At 55.5% G+C, this 22,923-nt stretch carries 22 protein-coding genes; 11 read left to right on the top strand and 11 right to left on the bottom strand.

The genetic code is table 11. The features are described from left to right. Nucleotides 1-134 precede the first annotated feature (134 nt). Nucleotides 135-791 (top strand): ribose-5-phosphate isomerase RpiA, encoded by a 657-nt coding sequence (gene rpiA / locus ABO_RS13315; RefSeq protein ID WP_011589877.1) that lies wholly within the window; start codon nucleotides 135-137, stop codon nucleotides 789-791. Nucleotides 792-1,024: 233 nt separating this feature from the next. On the opposite strand, the gene ABO_RS13320 is transcribed toward rpiA, so the two are convergent. Both ABO_RS13320 and ABO_RS13325 read right to left on the bottom strand, forming a co-directional pair. Next, complete coding sequence (locus ABO_RS13320; protein ID WP_148201536.1) at nucleotides 1,025-1,549, bottom strand: hypothetical protein; 525 nt, start codon at nucleotides 1,547-1,549, stop codon at nucleotides 1,025-1,027. Between the two features lie 104 nt (nucleotides 1,550-1,653). Beyond that, complete coding sequence (locus ABO_RS13325; RefSeq protein ID WP_011589879.1) at nucleotides 1,654-2,613, bottom strand: alpha/beta hydrolase; 960 nt, start codon at nucleotides 2,611-2,613, stop codon at nucleotides 1,654-1,656. Between the two features lie 70 nt (nucleotides 2,614-2,683). Between ABO_RS13325 and ABO_RS13330 the strand changes: the two genes are divergently transcribed. Then, nucleotides 2,684-3,328, top strand: a complete 645-nt coding sequence (locus ABO_RS13330; RefSeq protein WP_011589880.1) for a flavin reductase family protein — start codon at nucleotides 2,684-2,686, stop codon at nucleotides 3,326-3,328. Here ABO_RS13330 and ABO_RS13335 read toward each other — a convergent pair whose 3' ends face one another. Continuing rightward, nucleotides 3,329-3,655 (bottom strand): hypothetical protein, encoded by a 327-nt coding sequence (locus tag ABO_RS13335; RefSeq protein ID WP_011589881.1) that lies wholly within the window; start codon nucleotides 3,653-3,655, stop codon nucleotides 3,329-3,331. A gap of 194 nt (nucleotides 3,656-3,849) precedes the next feature. Here ABO_RS13335 and ABO_RS13340 point away from each other — a divergent pair, with 194 nt between their 5' ends. Then, nucleotides 3,850-4,278 carry an META domain-containing protein gene (locus tag ABO_RS13340; RefSeq protein WP_011589882.1) on the top strand — a complete coding sequence of 143 codons (429 nt, stop codon included), beginning with the start codon at nucleotides 3,850-3,852 and terminating at the stop codon, nucleotides 4,276-4,278. 90 nt (nucleotides 4,279-4,368) lie between these two features. Here ABO_RS13340 and fba read toward each other — a convergent pair whose 3' ends face one another. From fba to tkt, 4 genes are all read right to left on the bottom strand, one after another. After that, nucleotides 4,369-5,433 (bottom strand): class II fructose-bisphosphate aldolase, encoded by a 1,065-nt coding sequence (gene fba / locus ABO_RS13345; protein WP_011589883.1) that lies wholly within the window; start codon nucleotides 5,431-5,433, stop codon nucleotides 4,369-4,371. Nucleotides 5,434-5,569: 136 nt separating this feature from the next. After that, complete coding sequence (locus ABO_RS13350; RefSeq protein WP_011589884.1) at nucleotides 5,570-6,733, bottom strand: phosphoglycerate kinase; 1,164 nt, start codon at nucleotides 6,731-6,733, stop codon at nucleotides 5,570-5,572. A gap of 63 nt (nucleotides 6,734-6,796) precedes the next feature. Then, nucleotides 6,797-7,831, bottom strand: a complete 1,035-nt coding sequence (locus tag ABO_RS13355; RefSeq protein ID WP_011589885.1) for a type I glyceraldehyde-3-phosphate dehydrogenase — start codon at nucleotides 7,829-7,831, stop codon at nucleotides 6,797-6,799. A gap of 55 nt (nucleotides 7,832-7,886) precedes the next feature. Then, nucleotides 7,887-9,887 carry a transketolase gene (gene tkt, locus ABO_RS13360; protein WP_011589886.1) on the bottom strand — a complete coding sequence of 667 codons (2,001 nt, stop codon included), beginning with the start codon at nucleotides 9,885-9,887 and terminating at the stop codon, nucleotides 7,887-7,889. 207 nt (nucleotides 9,888-10,094) lie between these two features. On the opposite strand from tkt, the gene ABO_RS13365 reads away from it, so the two are divergent. The 8 genes from ABO_RS13365 to ABO_RS13400 all read left to right on the top strand — a co-directional run bounded on the left by ABO_RS13365 (nucleotide 10,095) and on the right by ABO_RS13400 (nucleotide 18,885). Further along, nucleotides 10,095-11,069, top strand: coding sequence for a metalloregulator ArsR/SmtB family transcription factor (locus tag ABO_RS13365; RefSeq protein WP_011589887.1), 975 nt, complete (start codon nucleotides 10,095-10,097; stop codon nucleotides 11,067-11,069). A gap of 79 nt (nucleotides 11,070-11,148) precedes the next feature. Further along, nucleotides 11,149-12,297 (top strand): methionine adenosyltransferase, encoded by a 1,149-nt coding sequence (gene metK / locus ABO_RS13370; RefSeq protein WP_011589888.1) that lies wholly within the window; start codon nucleotides 11,149-11,151, stop codon nucleotides 12,295-12,297. A 121-nt stretch (nucleotides 12,298-12,418) separates the two neighbouring features. After that, a complete protein-coding gene (gene ahcY, locus ABO_RS13375; RefSeq protein WP_011589889.1) occupies nucleotides 12,419-13,807 on the top strand; it encodes an adenosylhomocysteinase in 1,389 nt (462 codons plus the stop codon). A 70-nt stretch (nucleotides 13,808-13,877) separates the two neighbouring features. Beyond that, nucleotides 13,878-14,705: a methylenetetrahydrofolate reductase [NAD(P)H] gene (metF, locus tag ABO_RS13380; RefSeq protein ID WP_011589890.1), complete on the top strand. Its 828-nt coding sequence runs from the start codon at nucleotides 13,878-13,880 to the stop codon at nucleotides 14,703-14,705. 333 nt (nucleotides 14,706-15,038) lie between these two features. Then, entirely contained in the window at nucleotides 15,039-15,506 is a 468-nt protein-coding gene (locus ABO_RS13385) for an aminoacyl-tRNA deacylase (RefSeq protein WP_011589891.1), read from the top strand. Nucleotides 15,507-15,720: 214 nt separating this feature from the next. Continuing rightward, entirely contained in the window at nucleotides 15,721-17,214 is a 1,494-nt protein-coding gene (pyk, locus tag ABO_RS13390; RefSeq protein ID WP_011589892.1) for a pyruvate kinase, read from the top strand. A gap of 282 nt (nucleotides 17,215-17,496) precedes the next feature. Continuing rightward, nucleotides 17,497-17,715, top strand: coding sequence for a hypothetical protein (locus tag ABO_RS13395; RefSeq protein WP_035459905.1), 219 nt, complete (start codon nucleotides 17,497-17,499; stop codon nucleotides 17,713-17,715). Between the two features lie 15 nt (nucleotides 17,716-17,730). After that, nucleotides 17,731-18,885 (top strand): hypothetical protein, encoded by a 1,155-nt coding sequence (locus ABO_RS13400; protein ID WP_011589893.1) that lies wholly within the window; start codon nucleotides 17,731-17,733, stop codon nucleotides 18,883-18,885. A gap of 333 nt (nucleotides 18,886-19,218) precedes the next feature. Here the strand turns inward: ABO_RS13400 and ABO_RS13405 are convergent, their stop codons facing one another. From ABO_RS13405 to ABO_RS13420, 4 genes are all read right to left on the bottom strand, one after another. Beyond that, nucleotides 19,219-20,508, bottom strand: coding sequence for an MATE family efflux transporter (locus tag ABO_RS13405; protein WP_041705635.1), 1,290 nt, complete (start codon nucleotides 20,506-20,508; stop codon nucleotides 19,219-19,221). Between the two features lie 77 nt (nucleotides 20,509-20,585). Beyond that, nucleotides 20,586-20,879, bottom strand: a complete 294-nt coding sequence (locus ABO_RS13410) for a YrhK family protein (protein ID WP_011589895.1) — start codon at nucleotides 20,877-20,879, stop codon at nucleotides 20,586-20,588. Between the two features lie 85 nt (nucleotides 20,880-20,964). Beyond that, nucleotides 20,965-22,044: a hypothetical protein gene (locus tag ABO_RS13415; RefSeq protein ID WP_041705152.1), complete on the bottom strand. Its 1,080-nt coding sequence runs from the start codon at nucleotides 22,042-22,044 to the stop codon at nucleotides 20,965-20,967. A gap of 394 nt (nucleotides 22,045-22,438) precedes the next feature. After that, complete coding sequence (locus tag ABO_RS13420; RefSeq protein WP_011589897.1) at nucleotides 22,439-22,723, bottom strand: pyrimidine/purine nucleoside phosphorylase; 285 nt, start codon at nucleotides 22,721-22,723, stop codon at nucleotides 22,439-22,441. Nucleotides 22,724-22,923: the final 200 nt, after the last annotated feature.

The raw sequence follows: 22,923 nt of genomic DNA on the forward strand, positions 1-22,923 counted from the left end.
TGGGGGGAAAGGAATAGTCTAGGGTCTGACCGACACAAATGCGATAGGCTAGGGTCGAGCCACAGCCACGGCTGACCTATAATTGGCGCACACTTCACCGGCGACACATACCGACAAGACGACAGGATACCCACATGGATCAGGATGTGCTGAAAAAGCAGGTAGCAGAAGCCGCGCTGCGTTTCGTCCCAGAAGGGGACATCATCGGCGTGGGCACCGGCTCCACCGCCAACTTTTTTATCGACGCACTAGCTACCCTGAAAGACCGAATCAAGGGTACCGTCGCCAGCTCGGAGGCCACCGCCGAGCGGCTCAAGCAACACGGCATCGAAGTATTCTCACTGAATGATGTGGGCAGCCTATCGGTTTACGTCGACGGCGCCGATGAGGTGAACCAGCACCGGGAAATGATCAAGGGCGGGGGCGGCGCGCTTACCCGCGAAAAAATTGTCGCGGCCATGGCCAAAGAGTTCATCTGCATCGTTGATGGTTCCAAACAGGTAAACCGTCTAGGTGCCTTTCCTCTTCCTATAGAAGTCATCCCGATGGCGCGCTCTTACGTGGCACGTAAACTAGTCGCACTAGGCGGGCAGCCGCAATATCGGGAAGGTTTTTTGACCGATAACGGCAACATCATCCTAGATGTACATAATTTGGACATCAGCAATCCCATTGAACTAGAAACCACGCTCAATAATATTGTCGGCGTTGTCACCAATGGGCTATTTGCCAAACGCCCTGCAGATATTGTTCTGGTCGGCGAAAAAAGTGGTGCCGTAAACCAATACTGAAGCGATAACAGATTCATCGAAAATTTGGCTAAAAACCTCTATTGTGCCTGAGGAATCGCATCATCACTGAGAGAAGTTGATATCGCTGCCCGAAGGCGCCATTGCGGCACTAAACGAGGGGCGCGCGGAATGACGAGAGAACGCTACTCCGTTCCTGCCAGCCCCCGCACACTCAGTGCGCGAGACTAAAAAAAGCCGCAAATAGCGGCTTTTTTTGTCTGGCGCTGTAAATATTAATCCCAGAAATTAAACCACGCTTTTTCTTCTTTTTCAGCGTCTACTTTTGCATCGACTTTCGCTTCAGCATTGACACCTGCCGCGTCGGCTTTCATCTCGACGTTAGCATTGGCACCTGCGCCCTGAGCGTTATTCAGCGCATCTTCCTGACGCTGGCGCGCAGCATCACGATTTTCTTCCATTTTTTTCATGTTAGCTTCGTGCTTAGCACGGGCATCATCGCCCATGGCTTTTGCGTCACTCTTCATGCCATCACGCTTAGCCTTGGCGTCTTCTTTCATGTCTTCATGCCGAACTTTGATATCGCCTTCCACTTTATCACGCTGCGCCCCTGCATCTTTGCCCATCTGCTTGGCGTCTGCCTTGGCCGCATCACGCTGATCACGAACAGCTTGTTCAGCAGCACTGGCGTCTGCCTGAGCATTCACAGCAGCATTAACACCGGCATTCAGGTCTGCGACCGCAGCTTGACTCAACAAAACCGCACCTGACGCAGCGGCCAGCATCCATTTACTGTTCATCATAGACTCCTTGTAAAAACTAAAAACCCCCTAGTCGGGAACCGTGCAACCACATTCTTACAAAGCCGCTACGAGCTCAAGTAACAAAGCGTAAAAAATTACTATTAACCGAGGTACTCGTCAATAATGGCAAATATTTTACGTCTGAACGTCTCATTCTCATTGGCAAGCTGATGCCGAGCCCCTGGCAAAACCCGAATATCCGGATCTTCAAACTTCGCTCTAATCACCTTAAGGTTATATTTCCAGTCCACGGTTTCATCTAAATCGCCTTGAATCACCACCGGCGATACCTTTATCCGTGATGCTTTTTCAAAACCCGGCAACCACTTCTTTAAAGCACTCACCCAAATAGCTGAAATTCTGCGCGCCTGAAGTGGGTCTTTATTTTCCAGGAAATCGAGGAAATCAGGATCATTGGAATTAATAGTGAAAACCCGTTTCAATGTTTTCGTAAATGGGCTGATCAGCGTATGCAGCCAGCGAGCGGTCTCCCATTTAAAGGGGCGCACCAAAGGCGCCAGTAAGATAACCTGCTCGAAAGGATTATCATCGCCCTCTCCTCGGCTCAGCAAATAATCCATCACGATGGCGCCACCAGTACTCTGAGCTATTACATGCCAAGGTTTGGGAAAGTGGTTCGCCGCCAACGACAAGCACTGCTCAAGCACATCACGGTAAGTTCGAAAATCCGCAATCACGGCCTGCGGTCCTGTACTCAAACCATGGCCAGGCAAGTCATAGGCCAGCACGGCGTAACCCAGCTCCAGCACATGGCCAATCACATGCCGATATAACCCCACATGGTCGAAGTATCCATGACAAATCAACACCGTGCCCTTGGGAGGTTGTGCCCCTCGTGGCCGCCAACCATGCACAGAAAGCATGTACCCTGCCGCCTCGAAATAACCGAAGCCGTGTTCCAGATCCGGCAGCTGTTCGGCAAAATTAAGGCCGTAGTACGCCACATAACGCTGGCTGGATTCACTCAGAGGATCAAAGGCTTCCCAATTAAGGGGCTGCCATTGCTGAATAATCTGATCGCGATCGAAAGGATTAGCCATAACCGGTAACGGGCCTCCACGGTTTGCTCACGGCAGGCACTGATAATACGGGCCTAGGAGGAATCACACCATGCATCTAACCGCAGATACACTCAACGATCTACCGCGCGGTCAACGAATCAACCTTGTTAACAGCTTATCCGGCTTCAAAAGCGCCAATCTTGTCGGCACCTGCTCAGACGGTGGAGAGGAAAACCTGGCCATGGTCGGCTCTTGTTTCCACCTCGGTGCCGACCCTGCCCTGATGGGGATGATCATGCGTCCTCATTCAGTTGATAGACACAGTCTCGAGTACCTAGCGGCGACTGGAGTTTATACTCTGAACCAAGTGCATGAGGATATCCTAAAGGCGGCACATCAGACCTCTGCTCGCTACCCCCGTGAGATTTCCGAATTTACTGCCACCGGGTTGACGCCATCTTACCTACCAGCTTTCCAGGCACCCTTCGTGGAAGAGGCGCGGATTAAATTGGGAATGGTGGTGATCGAAACTCAAACGTTAGCCGTTAACGATACCGTTTTGGTGATCGGCGCCATTGAGCATATTTTACTTCCAGACAATGCCGTAGAGAACGATGGCTTTGTAAATATTGAACGGGCAGGCACGGTGGCTTTATCCGGGCTCGATAGCTACCACCGCAGCCAATCCATCGGGCGGCTCAGCTATGCCAAACCAGACAAACCCACGCACTGGCTACACGACAACGCGACATGATTACGGAACCGGTGAGGGCTGCGTCAGTGCCACCCAGGCCCACCAGCCGGTCAACACCAGCATGGGCAGCGATATCAACAACCCCCACATTACTAAGCGGTTTGCCCAGGGGTTCATCGTTGGGTGGCGCAGTGCGAAACATTGGGAGGCCGGCACTGGCAGCAAAAGAATGGCAAAACCCCATAACCACAGCCGCTGACCAAAAGCGGTCAGCATCAGGGTGAGCCAGCCCATCCAAAGGATCCCTACCCCCACCGCCGACAACATCGCCAGCGGTAACGCTAGCCACTGGTGATCAACGTAAAACTGCAGAAAGGTATTGAGCATGGTCGATCATCTTAGTCTGTTAAGAGCGGAAATGGCCTGAGTGCATTGTCCTCCTCACGGGCAACCAGTCAACGCTTGTCACCCGTTGACTGGTTCCACCTTGCGCCATATCAATAAGCTCGGCCACCGCAGGGAACCATATGCCAGCCGCCGCAGACTAATGACTTAACCCAACAACGCATCAAGGAATCCCCATGAGTCGATTTCGCCTTCCGCTGCTCTTGAGCAGCAGCGCCCTGTTACTGGCCGCGTGCACAGGACAACCGAGCAGCGGAGTCCATACCATGGTCGAGGAAAGCCAGTTGCGGGGTGAAGCCTGGTCAGTAATTTCTCTCAACGGTGAAAACATCACTGACGCCACTCTCTCCCTGAACTTCCATCAACCTGGACAAGTAGCAGGCAACGCCGGCTGTAACAACTACATGGCCACCTATGTGCAGAATGAGGGCCTCTTCACCATTACTACTGGCGGCGTCACTATGATGGCTTGCCCCAAACCGCTGATGGAACTGGAACAGAAATTTCTCAATACGCTTGGCGATATCTCTCAGGCCCGCATCAATGCCGATGGCATACTGGTGTTGAGCGGTAAGGACGGCGAGAAAATCAAGGCCACTCGCTAATGTAGCGATACACAAAAAAACCGCGCCCGGTTGGGCGCGGTTTTTTTGTCGATCCGCGTGCGGCCTATAACCGAAAGCGTTCGGCGACGTTTATTTAACCCGTGGATCCAAATCACCGGATTCATAACGCTGGAACATCTTTTCTAAGCTGATCGGTTTGATCTTGTCCGCATAACCCGCCGTACCAAAAGCTTCATAACGGGCCATACAGATATCTCGCATGGCAGTGATGGATTCTTTCAGGTATTTACGTGGATCAAACTCGGCTGGGTTCTGGGCCAGGAAGCGACGGATTGCCCCGGTGGACGCCAACCGCAAGTCGGTATCGATGTTGACCTTACGCACACCGTGCTTGATGCCTTCCTGAATTTCTTCCACCGGCACACCGTAGGTTTCCGGAATTTCACCACCAAATTCATTAATGATCGCCAACCAGTCCTGCGGCACGGAAGAAGAGCCGTGCATCACCAAGTGGGTATCCGGAATGCGTTTATGGATCGCTTTAATCTGCTCGATGGCCAGAATATCCCCGGTGGGTGGGCGAGTGAATTTATAGGCCCCGTGGCTGGTACCGATAGCAATCGCCAGGGCATCCACTTTGGTTTTCTGCACAAAGTCAGCCGCTTCTTCAGGGTCGGTCAGCATCTGCTCGTGGGTTAGCTTGCCGGCCGCACCAATACCGTCTTCTTCACCGGCTTCACCGGTTTCCAAAGAACCCAGACAACCCAGCTCACCCTCAACAGACACACCACAAGCATGCGCCATGTCCACAGTGCGGCGAGTTACCTCCACGTTGTACTCGTAATCGGTGGGGGTTTTGCCATCTTCACCCAAGGACCCATCCATCATCACCGAGGAGAAGCCCAGCTGAATAGAGCGCTGGCAAACAGACGGGCTGGTGCCATGGTCCTGATGCATAACGACAGGAATATGTGGAAACTCTTCGGTGGCCGCCAGAATCAGATGACGCAAGAAAGGCGCACCTGCATATTTGCGGGCTCCAGCAGACGCCTGCACGATCACCGGGGAGTTGGTTTTGTCCGCGGCTTCCATAATGGCGCGCATTTGTTCCACATTGTTCACATTATAAGCCGGTACGCCGTAGCCGAACTCGGCAGCGTGGTCCAGCAGCTGTCGCATGCTTACTAGTGCCATGGTATTTCCCCTTCATTATCCGTTTGCGATGCGCGCGCACCGCCTATGCTTCGTCCATTACAACCCGATGTCAAAAACCAAACGCCTAACGTACGAGTTGTCGTCAGGCCTTCGGCGTCGAGCATTCGGCGTTTTATCAATCCTTCGCCCGTGCCTCAAGCATAGCCACTGCCGGCAGCACCTTACCTTCCACAAACTCCAGGAAGGCACCACCACCGGTAGAGATGTAGCTAACCTTATCGGTAATGCCGTATTTATCCACCGCCGCCAGGGTGTCGCCACCGCCAGCAATGGAGAAAGCATCAGAATCGGCGATGGCCAGGGCCATTTCACGAGTGCCTTCACCAAACTGATCAAATTCAAAAACACCCACCGGACCATTCCAAATAATGGTTTTGGCTTCTTTCATTAGTGCCGCCACGATGTGAGCTGTTTGCGGGCCCACATCCAAAATCATGTCGTCGTCGGCCACGTCTTCCACTTTCTTGGTCGCCGCCTCGGCGGATTCAGAAAAGGCCTTGGCAGTAACCACATCCACCGGAATCGGGATGTGTACCTTCTCGGCAATTTTCTGTGCGGCAGGAATCAGGTCCTTTTCATACAAAGACTTACCCACCGGGTGCCCGGCAGCGGCCAGGAAGGTGTTGGCGATACCGCCACCAACCACCAACTGATCCACTTTATCCGACAACGATTCCAGCACTTCCAGCTTGGTGGACACCTTGGAGCCACCCACAATGGCCACCAAGGGTTTGGCGGGTGCATCCAGCGCCTTACCTAAGGCATCCAGCTCATTGGCCAGCAGCGGGCCGGCACATGCCACAGGCGCAAATTTGCCCACCCCATGGGTGGATGCCTGCGCACGGTGTGCCGTACCAAAGGCATCCATTACATAGATATCACACAGTGCCGCCATTTTTTGTGACAGTGCTTCGTCGTCTTTCTTTTCACCTTGATTGAAGCGAACGTTCTCACACAACACCACCTGACCGTCCGCCACCTCGACGCCGCCCAGCCAATCTTTCACTAGCGGTACATCACGGCCCAGCAGACCTCCCAAATGATCGGCCACCGGCTGCAGAGAAAATTCCTCCGCATACTCACCTTCGGTTGGACGCCCCAGATGAGACATCAGCATCACCTTGGCGCCGGCCTTGAGCGCATGTTCAATGGTCGGCAATGAGGCACGGATGCGCGCATCACTGGTGACCTTGCCATCCTTCACCGGCACGTTCAGGTCTTCACGGATCAGAACGCGTTTGCCTGCCAGATCCAGGTCGGTCATGCGTTTGAAGTTCATTTCGTTCCTACCTCATTAAATTCTGCCAGACGCCATGCTGACGCCAAACGTTTAAGCAACACGTCAGGCGCCCAGCTTAGAGCATCCAGCCTTGTTCAAAGCTAATTCATTCACCCAGTCCAACAATCGGTTGGCATAACCCCATTCGTTGTCGTACCAAGCCACTACTTGCACCATATCGCCCTGCACTCGGGTCTGAGTCACATCAACGATCGCGGACTCTGTACGGTGATTAAAATCCGCGCTGACCAGCGGCGCGTCATTGTAGCCAATCAGGCCCGCCGACACGGTTGCCTGTTGGTGTAGCCACTGATTAAGACTGTCTTCATCCGGTGTCTGTTCCAACCGCAAAGTCAGCTCCACCATAGCCACATTTAGGGTTGGCACTCGAATGGAGTCACCATTGATGCGCCCAGCCAGCGCCGGCAATACTTGTTGTACCGCACCAATGGAACTGCTGGTGGTGGGCACGATGTTCTGTGCTCCGGCCCGCCCCCGGCGCGGGTCCCGATGAACGTGATCCAGCAAGGTCTGATCCGAGGTGTAAGCATGGATTTCTTTCATCAATACCTGCTGAACACCATACTGCTGGTCTAGCCGCTGCAGCAGCGGAGCAATGCAGTGCGTAGTACAAGACGCCGCCGACAGCACCTGGCTGTCGTCACGAACGTCCTCATGATTGACGCCGTACACCACGATTTGATCCGCTTGATCAAACGGCACCGCACCGATAATGACTTTTTTCGCACCGGCTTGTAGGTGACGAGACGCGCCCGCATGGCTGCGAAAATGCCCGGAACACTCCAGCACTAAGTCCACCCCGAGCTCACCCCAAGGCAGCAACTCTGGCTGTGGTTGCTCCAGCAACATGGGCGCCTGTTTGCCAATACGCAGCATCCCATCAATCAACTCAGCCGGCTCCGCCAGCCGCCCGTGGGTGGTGTCGTAACGCGTCAGGTACAACAAATCTTCCGGGCGGCCCTTGTCGTTGATCGCCACCAACGTAAACGGCGCCTGCCAACCTGCGCCTTCGCGCTCGGCCAGAGCACGGACAAAAGAACGCCCAATACGGCCATAGCCATTAATGGCGATGCGCATTAGACAGCGCTCCGCAGCAGCGTCACGTGCCCAGCACCAGGCGTCCGGCGTTTCATTACAACAACGACTCCACTGCTTCCTGTACGGCTTCAGCGGTGATATTGAAGTGCTTGAACAAATCCCCCGCCGGAGCGGAAGCGCCAAAGCTGTTCATGCCAATCACCTTGCCGTCCAGGCCCACAAAGCGGAACCAGTAATCGGCAATGGCGGCTTCTACCGCGACCCGGGCGCGCACGTCGCCTGGCAACACGCTGTCCTGGTACGCCTTGTCCTGGGCCAGAAATTCTTCCACACAGGGCATGGACACCACGCGAATATTCTTACCGGTGAGCGCTCTAGCCGCAATCACCGCCAGCTCCACTTCAGAACCGGTGGCAATGATGATCGCGTCCGGAGTGTCTTCACCCGTTTGCAGCAAGGTGTAGCCACCCTTTTCGATCTCAGCCAGCTGTTCGCTGCCACGCTCCATGCAGGGCAGCCCCTGACGAGAGAAAATCAGCGCAGACGGACCATCCTGACGCAATACAGCCTGCTTCCAGGACACCGCCGACTCCACCGTGTCACAAGGACGCCAGGTGCGCATGTTCGGGGTCAGGCGCAAGTTGGCCAATTGCTCAATGGGCTGGTGAGTTGGGCCATCTTCGCCCAGGCCAATGGAATCGTGGGTATAAACCAAAATGTTCGGCTGGTGCATGATCGCCGCCATGCGCACCGCGTTGCGGGCGTACTCCATAAAGACCAGGAAGGTGCCGCCGTAGGGGCGTAGGCCGCCGTGCAGGCACAGGCCGTTCTGGATGGCGGTCATACCAAATTCGCGCACGCCGTAGTGAATATAGTTGCCGCTGGCATCGTCTGCGGTAACCGATTTGCAGCCTTTCCAAATGGTGTTGTTGGAACCGGCCAGGTCGGCAGAGCCGCCAGCCAATTCTGGCAACAGCGGGCCGAAAGCGTCCAACGTATTCTGGCTGGCCTTGCGGGTCGCCACCTTTTCGCCTTTTTCCTGACACTCACGGATATAGGCATCCGCTTGCTCGGCAAAATCCGCCGGCAGCTCGCTAGCCATGCGGCGCGTAAACTCAGCGGCCAGCTCCGGGTACGCAGCCTGATAAGCATCGAAACGCTGCTGCCACTCACTCTGCGCTTTGGCACCCGCCTCTTTGGCATCCCAGGCACTCTTAATGTCCGCGGGGATCTCGAACGGGCCGTACTCCCAGCCCAGCGCTTTACGGGTCAGAGTGATTTCGTCTTCGCCCAGGGCGGCACCATGGGAATCTTCCTTGCCCTGCTTATTCGGGCTACCGAAACCGATAATGGTTTTGCAGCAGATCAGCGTAGGCTGGGAGGTGTTGGCGCGGGCATTTTCCACCGCCACCATTATTTCTTCCGCGTTGTGGCCGTCGACATTAGGAATCACCTGCCAACCGTAGGCGCGGAAACGCTCTACGGTATCGTCGGTGAACCAGCCTTCCACTTCACCGTCAATGGAAATGCCATTGTCGTCGTAGAAGGCCACCAGTTTACCCAAGCCCAAGGTGCCTGCCAGGGATGCCACTTCGTGGGAGATCCCTTCCATCATGCAGCCATCACCCAGGAAGCAATAGGTGTTGTGATCAACAATGGTGTGCCCATCACGATTGAACTGCCCCGCTAGCATCTTCTCAGCCAGCGCCATGCCTACCGCATTGGCAATCCCCTGCCCCAGCGGGCCAGTGGTGGTTTCGATGCCCGGAGCGTCACCATATTCTGGGTGTCCGGCAGTGGGGCTACCCAACTGGCGAAAGTTTTTGATGTCATCCAGGCTGACACCGTAACCGGTCAAATGCAGAAGGCTGTAAAGCAGCATGGAGCCATGGCCATTGGAGAGCACAAAGCGGTCGCGGTCGGCCCAGGTTGGGTCCGCCGGGTTGTGTCGCATGAAATCGCGCCACAAAACTTCGGCGATATCCGCCATGCCCATGGGCGCACCGGGGTGCCCGGAGTTGGCTTTCTGTACCGCATCCATGCTCAGGGCACGGATAGCGTTGGCGAGTTCACGGCGGGCGGGTGCACTGGACATGCAGGGCTCCAAACTGGCTGGTGGCTGAAAAGGGGCGCTATTGTCCCTCAAGCCGATAACGCCTACAAGCCGCACGCCCCAGAGCTCGCCGCTGCCTAGTTTCTGCATACCGCGTATGGGCCTGTTGCACGCAACGGGTTAAGCTGACAGACAGACCTATATCAATTTATTTTGATTTAGTTTTCAGTTGCGCTAAACTGCGCCACCATGACTGCACTGGCCCCCTCTCCACCGGATGTTACCGACCGCCTGGCAGCCTTTCTCAAGGCCGCTGGTGACCCGCTGCGCCTGCAGGTGCTGCAAGTATTGGGACAGAACAGCTTCGGCGTGCTGGAGCTCTGCGAGATCATGGCCATGAAGCAGTCCGGTATGAGCCACCATCTAAAGGTGCTCACCAACGGCGGGCTGGTGGAAAAACGCCGCGAAGGCAATTCCATTTTTTACCGTCGTCGCCTGCCTCAGCCAGATAATACGGAAGGCGCTCTTCACGGCGCCCTGCTTGAAGAGCTGGACAATGGAGCACTGGATTTCCAAGTGGCTGGGCGACTGGAACAGGTGCAAAGCCAACGAGCGGAACAGAGCCGGGCTTTTTTTGCCCGCCACGGGGAAGCCGGGGACGATAAGCAGGAGCTGATTGCCGACTACTCGCAATACGCCGAACAAGCCTTGGAACTATTGGTGCGTGCGTGCCCCCAAGGCGGCTCGGCTCTGGAGATCGGCCCTGGAGACGGGCGCTTTCTGCAGGAGTTGTCACAACGATTTGATACGGTAACCGGGCTGGACAACGCCGAAGCCATGCTGGCCCGAGCCCGCCAGCAACTGCAGGCGGCAGCACTGAACAATGTGCAACTGATCTGCGGCGAATGGCCTGCCAGCGCGGCAACCTTACCTGCGGCAAACGCGGTGGTACTAAACATGGTGCTGCACCATCTGCCCGCCCCGGCCAGCGCGATCCGCGCCGCCGCGGCACAATTGCAGGCCGGCGGCACTCTGCTGATCACCGACCTGTGTCGGCATGATCAGCACTGGGCCCACGAGGCTTGCGGTGATTTTTGGCTCGGCTTTGATGAAGCCGATCTAGTGGATTGGGCCGGCCGCGCCGGTCTTGAGTTGCAGGAAAGCCAGTTTCTGGCCCTGCGCAATGGTTTTCAGGTGCAGGTACGCACCTTCAGGAAGAGTTGAGCTTTACACTTTCAACTCATTTTTTTCGCGCCTATTGAAGGCAACGCAACGATCAATGAATCACGGGAGCACTCCAGTAATGAGTGAATATTCCATCTTTACCTCCGAGTCCGTATCCGAAGGCCATCCGGATAAAATGGCTGACCAGATTTCGGATGCCATTCTGGATGCCATCATCAAAGATGACCCCCACGCCCGCGTGGCGGTAGAAACAATGGTAAAAACCGGCATGGCCGTGGTTGCCGGTGAAGTGCGCACCAATACCTATGTGGAATTGGAAGACATCGTTCGCCAAGTGATTCTGGATATCGGTTACGACAGCTCAGAAAAAGGCTTCGATGGCGCCAGCTGTGCCGTGCTCAACGGCATTGGCAAACAGTCCGCCGACATTGCTATCGGTGTAGACGAAGCGGAAGAGAAAGAAATGGGTGCCGGCGACCAAGGCCTGATGTTTGGCTTCGCCACCGACGAAACCGACACCCTGATGCCCGCCCCGGTGTACTACTCCCACCGCTTGGTAGAGCGCCAAGCCAAGCTGCGCAAGAACAGCACCCTGCCTTGGTTACGCCCAGATGCGAAAAGCCAGGTGACCTTGCGTTATGACAACGGCAAGCCGGTAGCTGTGGATGCGGTAGTACTCTCCACCCAGCACTCCCCGGACATCAAGCTCGCGGATCTGCGTGAAGCGGTGATGGAAGAAATCATCAAGCCGGTGCTGCCCGAAGAGTGGCTGCACAAGGACACCCTGTACCACGTGAACCCCACCGGGATTTTCGTGATCGGCGGCCCCATGGGCGACTGCGGCCTCACCGGCCGCAAGATCATCGTCGACACCTACGGCGGCATGGCCCGCCACGGCGGCGGCGCCTTCTCTGGCAAGGACCCGTCCAAGGTGGATCGTTCCGCTGCTTATGCCGGACGTTACGTGGCCAAGAACATTGTCGCCGCGGGCTTGGCCAGCAAGTGCGAGATTCAGGTGAGCTATGCCATTGGTGTGGCCGAGCCCACGTCTATCTCGGTAAATACCTTTGGCACCGGCAAAATTAGCGATAGCGCCATCGTCGACCTGGTACGCGAACACTTTGATCTGCGCCCACGCGGCATTATTGAAATGCTCGACCTACGCAAGCCGATCTATCGCCCCACTGCCAGCTACGGCCACTTCGGCCGCGAAGGCTTCAGTTGGGAAAAAACCGACAAAACCGAAGCGCTTAAAGCAGCACTTTAAACGCTTACCTGCACACAAACACCGCAGGCAGGCATACCTAACACCTTGGGGCTCGCCACACAGCGAGCCGACTAGCACCACGTAATGCGTTTAGCATGTTACGTGCAAGCGGAGAAACAGAATGAACGCGAAAGTAGGCACCTTTACTGATTATAAAGTCGCGGATATTTCCCTAGCGAATTATGGCCGCTCAGAAATCCATATTGCCGAAACCGAAATGCCGGCACTCATCGCTATTCGTGAAAAATACCGTGCCGAGCAGCCGCTGAAAGGCGCCAAAATTATTGGCTGCATTCACATGACCATTCAGACCGCCGTACTGATCGAAACCCTGATTGCCCTGGGCGCAGAAGTACGCTGGTCCAGCTGTAATATCTTCTCCACCCAGGACCACGCCGCTGCCGCTATCGCTGCTGCCGGTGTTCCCGTGTTTGCCTGGAAAGGCGAAACCGAAGAAGAGTACATGTGGTGCATCGAGCAGACCTGTCGCGACGGCAACGGTGAACTGTGGGAAGCTAACATGATTCTCGATGATGGCGGCGACCTGACCGGCTACATCCACGAAACCTACCCGGCCATGCTCGACAACATTCACGGCATTACCGAAGAAACCACCACCGGTGTACACCGTCTCTACGAGATGCTGAACAAAGGCACATTGAAAGTGCCCGCAGTGAACGTGAATGATTCTGTCACCAAGAGCAAAAACGACAACAAATATGGTTGCCGTCATTCCCTGAACGATGCCATCAAGCGCGGTACCGACCACCTGTTGTCTGGCAAGAAAGCCCTGGTTATCGGTTACGGTGACGTGGGCAAGGGCTCCGCCCAGTCCCTGCGTCAGGAAGGCATGATTGTGAAAGTCACCGAAGCCGATCCAATCTGCGCTATGCAGGCCTGCATGGACGGCTTTGAAGTGGTCAGCCAATACAAAGGTGGCATTAACGATGGCAGCGAAGCCTCCATCAACACCGATCTGCTAGGCAACACGGATCTGCTGGTTACCACCACCGGCAATTTCAATGTGTGCGACGCCAACATGCTCAAGGCGATCAAGAAAGGCGCCGTGGTCTGTAACATCGGTCACTTCGACAACGAAGTGGATACCGCCTTCATGCGCGAAACCTGGGAATGGGAAGAAGTAAAACCCCAAGTCCACAAAGTATGGCGCAATAAAGCTGAAGGCGATTTCCTGCTGCTGCTTTCCGAAGGCCGCCTGGTCAACCTGGGCAACGCCACCGGGCACCCCAGCCGCATCATGGATGGCTCCTTCGCCAACCAGGTACTGGCGCAGATGTATCTGTTCGACCAGGGCTACGCCAACCACTCTGATGCCGTGAAAGAAAAAATGCTCAAGGTAGAAGTGCTGCCCAAAAAGCTGGATGAAGAAGTGGCCCGCTACATGGTGGAAGGCTTTGGTGGTGTGATCACCAAGCTCAGCAAAGAGCAAGCCGACTACATCGGCGTAGACGTGAACGGCCCCTACAAGCCCGAACATTATAAGTACTAAACACTGGTACGCCCCACGCATCATGCAACACGCGTGGGGCGTGAGGTGTGCAGCATGAAGCGAGTTCCCAATGAAACGAATCAGTTTTGAATTCTTTCCGCCAAAAACCGACCAGGGGAAAGAAAAGCTACTGGCGACGCAGCAAAAACTGCTGGTCAAGAACCCCGCGTTTTTTTCCTGCACCTTTGGTGCTGGTGGCTCCACCCGTGACAATACCCGCGACACCGTCAATAAGTTGCGCGAGCAACACGGCGACACCGCACCGCATCTGAGCTGCATCGGTCAGAGCCGCGAAGAAATCTTGGAGCTGGTCAACGGCTACAAAGAAGCCGGCGTGCAACGCATCGTTGCCCTGCGTGGCGACTTACCTTCCGGCATGGGTTACGCCCAGAGCGAGATTAAATACGCCGACGAACTGGTGCAATTGATCCGCCAGGAAACCGGCGATCACTTCACCCTGGAAGTGGCAGCCTACCCGGAAATGCACCCGCAAGCGCGCAGCTTCGAAGATGATATTGCGCACTTCAAACGCAAAGTAGATGCCGGCGCCAACAGCGGCCTAACCCAGTATTTCTACAATGCAGATGCCTACGGCTATTATATGGATGCGTTACAAAAGATTGACTGTGACGCTCCTGTCTACCCCGGCATCATGCCCATTCTCAACGTGGCCAACCTGTTACGCTTTTCCAATACCTGTGGCGCCGATGTGCCACGCTGGCTGCAAAGCAAGCTTAACGACATCAAGGATGATGACGCCGCAGTGAAAGCATTCGGTGAAGAAGTGGTTACCCGTTTATGCGAGCGACTGCTGGCCATGGGCGCACCGGGCTTGCACTTCTACACCATGAACCAAGCCGGCCCCAACCTTCGTATTCTCGACAATCTGGGGATGTGAAAAGGCACCGTTAAGCTTCACGCTACAACACGGGCCGGGGTGGCACCATCCGATAACCGCCCTGCCCGTGCAATGCAGCTGAACATTTAAACGTGAAAATTTGATAAGAAACCCCAGAAACCGTCCTCCCGGCTTTCCTCATCTCTTTTTGTCGCTTGTAGCTAGACTCCTTCGCTATAAACATTAGCCCATATTCGCATTTCCCCTCCTGCGCGCCGCGTTTTACTCTTAACTAAACATACCGTCACGGAGCGTGTTCTCGCTTCAGCCACCAGCTGTTTGTTAGCCCCCGCTCCCCGAGCCCGGCCATCCTGTTCCGGGAGGAGGTTTATCATGCCCGCCCGCGCTCTGGCAGATTTTCTCGACAACAACAAGGTCAGCTACCACTGCTACAACCACGCGCCCGCCGTTACCGCCTCTGAAGTAGCGCAATCCGCTCATATACCCAGCCGAAATATGGCCAAACCGGTGATTGTTGAAGCAGATGGCGAACTGGTTATGGCCGTACTCCCCGCCAATCACTATCTGGACCCTAACAAACTGCGCCAGGCCCTCAACGCCAATCACGTTAAGCTAGCCAACGAAGACCATTTCAAGGGCCGTTTCCCACTTTGCGAACCTGGCGGCGAGCCGCCTTTCGGCAATCTGTACGGCATGAAGGTGTATGTGGACAACACCTTGCTCAGCGAAGACTGGTTGGCCTTCAATGCAGGCACACACACCGAAGTGATAACAATGGGCATGGGCGATTTTCTTCGTCTCAGCCAGGCGCAGGCCTGTGCCTTCGCCATGCTTCATTAGACATCACGGGTAAAGCCCCTTACATCGCCACCGGCATCCCCTTTCCCCGTTCGGCTGAACGGGGCTTTCTTTTCTCCCATCGTCATACCATTCGCTGCAAAAACTGCGGAGCAGCACCGGCCTGCGAGACCCTTTTGAGAAATCATGCTGACACCACAAAGAAGCCTGCAGACTGTCATCGTTCGTTCGCTTCTGCGTGGTATGCTAATTCGAAATGATTGCCGGAAAGATACGCATGCCTCCTCGCACCTCTCAGCACCCGCTGCGCCGCACCAAAATTGTTGCCACCGTTGGCCCCGCCTCTGCCCCCCTCTCCATGCTCGATACGCTGATTGGGGCGGGCGTTAATGTGTTTCGGCTGAACTTTTCCCACGGCACCGCAGACACCCATCGCGATACCGCCGAACAGATTCGCCATTGCGCCGAGCAACGCGGCGAACACGTAGCGATACTGGCCGACCTGCAAGGGCCTAAGATCCGCATTGGCTGCTTTCGCGACGGCCCCATCATGCTCACCGCCGGCCAACCCTTTACGCTTGATACTGCTCTGTCAGATGACGCAGGCGATACCGAGCAGGTCGGCGTCAGTTACCCACCACTACCCAGCGACTGTGAACCCGGCGATATCCTGCTGCTCAATGACGGCCTGCTAGAACTCGAAGTAAACACCATCAACCGCACCCGGGTGGAATGCACGGTGCGCGTGGGCGGTGAACTCTCGGATCATAAAGGCGTAAACCGCAAAGGTGGCGGCCTCAGTGCCCGCGCCCTTACCGAGAAAGACCTGGCGGATATCATCACCGCCGCCGACATGGAGGTGGATTTTCTCGCGCTCTCCTTTCCCCGCGACGCGGAGGATGTAAACGAAGCACGCCGCCGTTATCAGGAAGCCGGCGGCAAAGGTGACATCATTGCCAAAATCGAACGCGCCGAAGCCGTGGCAGACGACGACACCTTGGATGCCATTATCAATGCCTCCGACGGAGTGATGGTGGCGCGTGGCGATTTGGCCGTGGAAATTGGTGATGCGGAACTTGTCGGCGTGCAGAAGCACATCATCCGCCGGGCACGAGCGTTAAATCGCTTCGTGATTACTGCCACCCAGATGATGGAATCCATGATCCACAGCCCACAACCCACCCGGGCAGAGGTCTCAGACGTAGCCAACGCGGTACTCGACGGCACCGACGCCGTCATGCTGTCAGCGGAAACCGCGGTCGGCGACTTTCCCAAAGAAACCGTACAGGCCATGGACCGGATCATCCTTGGCGCCGAGCGTACCTGGCAGGAACGCAGGGCTGATCGGCCGATCAACGACAACGCCGACAACATTGACGAAGTGATCGCCATGGCCGCCATGCAGGCAGCCAACCGACTCAGCAACGTGGCCGCCATTATTGCCATGACGGAAACTGGTAACACCCCGCGGCTAATGTCTCGATTACGCTCTGGCATGCCCATCTATGCATTCACCCCCTACCCCTCCAGCCAGCGCCGAGTCGCCATTTTACGTGGTGTATATGCCATGCCCTTCGACAGTCACGCACTGGCTAGCGACACCGTCAACCGCAAAGCGGTGAGCATGTTAGAAGACATGGGCGTAGTGCAGACTGGCGACCGGATACTGATCACCAAGGGCAATTATGCCGACGCCCACGGTGGCACCAATACCCTGAAAATCGTCGAGGTCGGCAGTAACATTCAATAATTCTTTTGCGGAGCCTTCATGCCATTTCCGTTGTGAAGGCTCCGGCTCTGCACCCTAAAGAGCAAAACGCTCGCTCTGCCAAAAAAACCGCAAATTTTTTTTCAGAAACACCTTAGCAGCAAGCTTGCACAGACAATGGTCGGCTCCACTGTGTGCAATAGGTTGCAACAGATAAAATGCTCTCCCCCAACATTTTCTCAAGCGCCAGTCGAAAGCGGCTTTTCGGCAACAGTCATCCTTATTCTTTGCTGGCATAGTAACGCCTGAATTGAAGGAGGAACCATGTCTGACTCCATTAGTACCTTAAAGCAAAAAGGGTTGCCCGCCGATGCGCTAGCCTTTATTGAATCCCTGCCCGCAGATCAAGCCAACACGTTAGCTGATGCGGTGCTTGCCGCCTTGGCAAGCAAAGACGCTCGCGTAGAAAGAGCCATGAATAATGCTTTGAATGTCGTACCGGGGCCTTTTCGTCGGCCAGTCAAAAAAATGTTGTTCGGTTAAAGCTGGAGTATAAGCATGCATATTGAAACCCAAGCAGAGCTACTCAAACTGAGCCGATTACTGGAAACCGATGAAACAGACATGGCGTTTCTAGAGGGTCAGGACCTAACGTCCCTGGCCGCATTCCGCACCCGTATTTCCAGCTTTTTTTATCAGCAACATCAGGATAGCTATCAACGGTTGGCAGGCATCAGCAAACTGGTACCCACCGGCGCCAGCGCCAAGTTGGCCACCACCGTGCTCGGCTCGGTATTGGCGGCGGGCATTGCATCCGAGCTACCCGCCGACCGCGCTATCAAACTAGCGGACAAACTACCCAACGACTTTCTCGCCAAGCTATGCATCCACCTTGAGCCGACATATTCTCGCGCTCTGCTGGCCGCCATGCCCGACAAAATTGTTGCCACTGTGGCCAAATCATTACTGGCCATGAATGAACACATCACCCTTGCCCGCTTTGTAAACGTGATTCAACCCTCTGCATTGAAAGCGGTTACCGCTTCGGTAGAGGATGGCGAAGCCATGGTGAAAATTTCGCTGTATCTAGAAGATAAGAGCACGCTCAATACTTTGCTCGGTTTACTCAGTGAAACCCAGCAACGCGCTACATTGAAAGCGGCCACCGATCATGAATTATGGCCCGCTGTGCTGTCACTTAACGGCCATTTGAATACTCAGCTTCGCGGCCAAATGGGGAACTTGGTGGCCGAGCAAGGCGAAACCGTACTCAGCCATATTATCGATGTGGCCAGTGAGCAACGCCTGTGGACCAATCTATTACAGGCTGTTAACGCCATGGATAATGCGCATCAACAAACTGTGGTCAACGTGCCCAAGTTACGTGAAGACACTATTATAGAAAGCCTTATCACCACCGTGGCCGAAGAAAATAGCTGGGACGAGCTACTTCCTTTGTTCTCGCTACTGGACCACGCCCACCTAACGCCAGCGCTAGAGGTGCTCACCGAGCGTCAACCCCAGGCCCTGAACCAAGCACTACGCCAAGCTCACGACAGCAGCCTGCTGGGGCTGTTTGGGCATTTGCCCGAGGATCAGTTACCCCGAGTTGCTAAAGCCATTCAAAGCCAGGGAACAGATAACTGGACGGCCTTTGTTGCTCGCAATGGCGATGCCCACGAAATCGAAGCGCTGAAAGCACAGATTACATAAACCATCAGCTCCGAGGGTTGCTCCTACATTACGGTTAAGCAACGTCCAGGAAGGCGCTATCGTTCAACTTACCAATCGACGTAAGTAGCGCCTTGCGGATACTAACGTACCCGCCCCACAAGAGTTCTGCACCTCGCACACCGACAGTTATCATCGAAATATGGATGACCACCGCGACGACGCCCTGGATCTATCTCCTCGGCGTTAACGACTAGGCTGCTGCAAAAGCTGTGCATACCCGCGTATTTGTCGCACAGCAACAACAGAAAAGCGGTGCCAGACTTTTCAATATCTTCACGGATGTAAGGCGAGAGCAAGATAGGCAATCCGTGTTCAGTTTGATCGTGCTTGAACGCTCAAGTGATCTTCCCTCAACGCTTGTTGATAGAAACCCCACGCCATGATTCCGGCCAGCACATTGCCCAATGCGGCCCCTAGAGCAAAGCCACCGAAACCACCAAACTCCAAACCCAACCATAACAAGGGCAAATAGCACAGGAACAAACGCAGGAAGGAAATCACCATGGCACGCATGGGCCAGCCCAGCGCATTGCTGGCCGATACCACCAGCATGCATACGCCAAGGAAACCATAGCTAGGCGGAATCCAGCGAATCAGTACGGTTAGATAAGCCTGCACCGCCGGCGTATCCACCAGTACGCTGGCCAACGGCGCGGCAAACAACGCCATCACCAACCCCAGCACCACCTGCCAGACAATCACCATGCCGGCGGCCACCTGCATCAACCGCCGCACCGTGGCCCAGTCGTTGCTGCCATAACAGCGCCCCAGCCAGGGCGGTAGCGCCATGGTCATCCCCAGCACCCAAACAATGGAGAAGCCTTCCAACCGACTGGCCATGCCCCAAGCCGCTACCGCCTGATCGCCGGAACGGGCCACCAAGGCCGTAGCCACCATGGCGGCCAGCGGCGGCATTAGCTGGCTAACCATGGCCGGACCGGCAATCTGTGCAAACGGCCAAGCAGACACGCGCACCTGCGCCACCATGCCATGGCGTTGCACCCAACCTTTGCCCCGCAAGGCATACGCCACAATGACGCCACCGATGGAAAACGCCAACAGCGTCGCTAATGCCGCACCGGGCAAACCCAAGCCCTGCCAATCGCCAATGCCAAAAATAAGAATCGGATCCAATAACAGATTCAGCAAACTGGTCGCTACCATCATCATGCCTGGAAAACGGGTATTGCCGTGGGCACGGAACAGGCTGTAGCCAAAATACACGACCCCGCCTACCCACATGGCCGGCACCTGCAAAGCCCAGAAGGGGCGAATCATGGAGCGAATCTCGTCGCTAGCCCCGAGCAACCTAAACGCCGGCTCTTGGATGAGCCATAACACCAGCACCAACATACCTTGCAGTAGACCGCCACCGACCAACACCAACGCACCCAACCGATTGGCTTGTTCTTGCTGGCCAGCGCCAATAGCCCGAGAAATCAACGCGGCAATAGCAATGCCGATGCCCACCTGAACGCCGATAACCAGAAACGCCAGCGGGAAAGTAAACGACTGGGCGGCCAGTGGCTCCGTACCCAGCCTGGCCACAAAGATACTGTCGACCAGATAAAAGCCCAATAGGGACATGACGCCCATGGCCATAGGCCAAGTCTGCTGCCATAACTGGCGAACCAGGGTCAGAGTGGGCAAGGATGCCGTATCGGTTTGTGGGGTGCCGTTCACGTAACGTCCTGCCGATTATCTACCTCGCCGGGATGGCGACCCTTACTGCGTTCGTAGGTCACGATGGCGCTGCCGATACTGCCAATCAACATGCCCACCGAGCCGATAATAAACAGCCAAGTGCCAGCCTGCTGCCAGCTTTCCCAAAGAAAAAACACACTGCCAACGACAAAGGTGCCATTACCAATCAAACCTAAAATAACGTGGAACCACTGATACCGATGGACAAGTGCGCGAGTCAGTGCCCAGCTGCTGGAGTTCGATGAGGATGGTGAAGTAGATGTCATCATGGTCCCTCTAGCTGAATCAGGAGAGCGAGCCTAACACGGCTACGAGGAACTGTCCGTCAAACGCCACCCTGCCCAGTGGCTGCGCTTACAGAGGGTGCAAACGATCAACTAGTTTGCCGGTTTCAACCAACTCCAGAAACTCATCGCCAAGATGCTGACTTTCAGCCACCGCCTTGCGCCAATAAGCCTCGCGACCAGCGTCATTACCACGATACTGTTTGAAATCCGTACGATCGGGAAGCTTGCCGTGGGGCAGGCGTGCCAAATAGTCGCGGGACGGGGTGACTAGCAACAGGTTGCGCAAGCGTTGCGGGTCGCCGTTGCGCCACCGCAACGGTTTATCAAACCAACCGGGGATTACCCGATCAGTGAAATGCGGGAACAACACAATACCTTCGCTCTGATAAGGCAGGTCTAGGTGATAATCGACCAGGCCGCCATCGCGATACACGCCATCTGGAGCACCGGGCAAGCCGGTGACGCCGTCCAGCACCATGGGAATCGCGGCACTGGCCAACAATGCCGCCCGCACATTATCCGCCCGCAGATTCACATGGTGGGTGGTGAAATCATTGAGCTCCCCCAACGGCAAAGCATCCCCTTGCGGATAAACCAGCGCACGCTCCATAAACCAGCCGATAGCTCGGCGGCTAAACAAATTGGTGCCAATCAAGCCTGCCAGCCCTAGCCCCAACCCTAGCCCCCCCTGACGGGCCATCAACCCACGGCTGCGGGTCATCACAATCACCAGCCGGTAATCCGGATTATGCAGAATCCGCTGATCCCGATCCTGCAGCAGTTCCGACAACATCTGCGCGCAGCGCAGGCTTATCTCTTTGGCGGTGATGCCTTTAGGAAAACGCTGCTGAGTATAGAGCGCAGCCAAACGGGCCAGGCCTTCGCGGGCATCGCCCATGGTAATGGCCGCAAACCGCCAGCTGCCGATAGACGCGCCAATCAAGGTCCGCGGGCGCGGCGCGGTGGGCAAAAAATCCCCGAACACCGCTTGGTCTAGGCCGTTGATGCCTAACGCTTTTGGCCCGCCGGCAGCGCCGGGAACGATATCCACATCGGCGGCCCGCAGTCCATGTTCGCGCAAATGCGCAATGGCAGCGCTCCCCGCGCGAAGAGACAACGCAGGGGCTGAGGTATGAATAGAAACCACCCAATATCTCCGCATCTATTCCAGCAGGAGTAACTATGGTAACGAGAAAAAGAAACGCGCCGAAATAGCATTCCACTATTGGAGCAAAACCGTACGGCAATCCTGCCGCTGAAGATCGCTCAAGACGCAAGTGAACGCTAATGGCTGCTCAGCAGCGGCACCACAAATTGGGAACAACGCAGGAAAGGAAACACGAAGGGAAGCCAGCCTGAAAGACTGATCAGGTAACGGGCTCAACGGCCTGCCAGATCACGCCGCATCAGCAGCGGTTAACCTCGACCCAGCAAACGCTGGCACAGAGTGGCGCCATCCCTGGCTAAAAATAATGACATCAGGCATCCCTCTGATGTTGCGCCTGTTTTGGCAGACGCGCTTCTGCTACTAGCCTAGCGAATTATTCGCCGTAGAGACAAAGATAGGCCGTATCAATAGCCACTTTCACCTGGAATTTCTGGTCAGCCTCAATCTCAAAGGTTTCCCCGGCAACAAAGGTTTGCCAATCGGCACTGCCCGGCAACTTAACCGTTAGGGCACCGCTGGTTACGGTCATGGTCTCGTGTTCACTGGTGCCGAATTCATAATCACCCGGCGCCATAACACCGATAGTGGCTGGCTTGGTTTCGGTTTGAAACGCAATGGATGCCACCTTGGCATCGAAGTATTCGTTGACCTTGAACATACAAGAGACTCCGCTGATTCAATGGAGGCGCGAGTATGCCAAAAGCCTGAGCAAATCACCGCTTATTTCCCATTGTTCGCGAAAACCGGCCACTAACTAACCGTGCCGACATCGCCTGAAAGCGTCATTAGCTGTCCAATGGTGGCGCAGTAGCAAAGGGCGTTGCCGTAGGCCAGTTTGGGATGGCGTCAATGGAAAAG

The organism is Alcanivorax borkumensis SK2 (assembly GCF_000009365.1).
Classification (GTDB): domain Bacteria; phylum Pseudomonadota; class Gammaproteobacteria; order Pseudomonadales; family Alcanivoracaceae; genus Alcanivorax; species Alcanivorax borkumensis.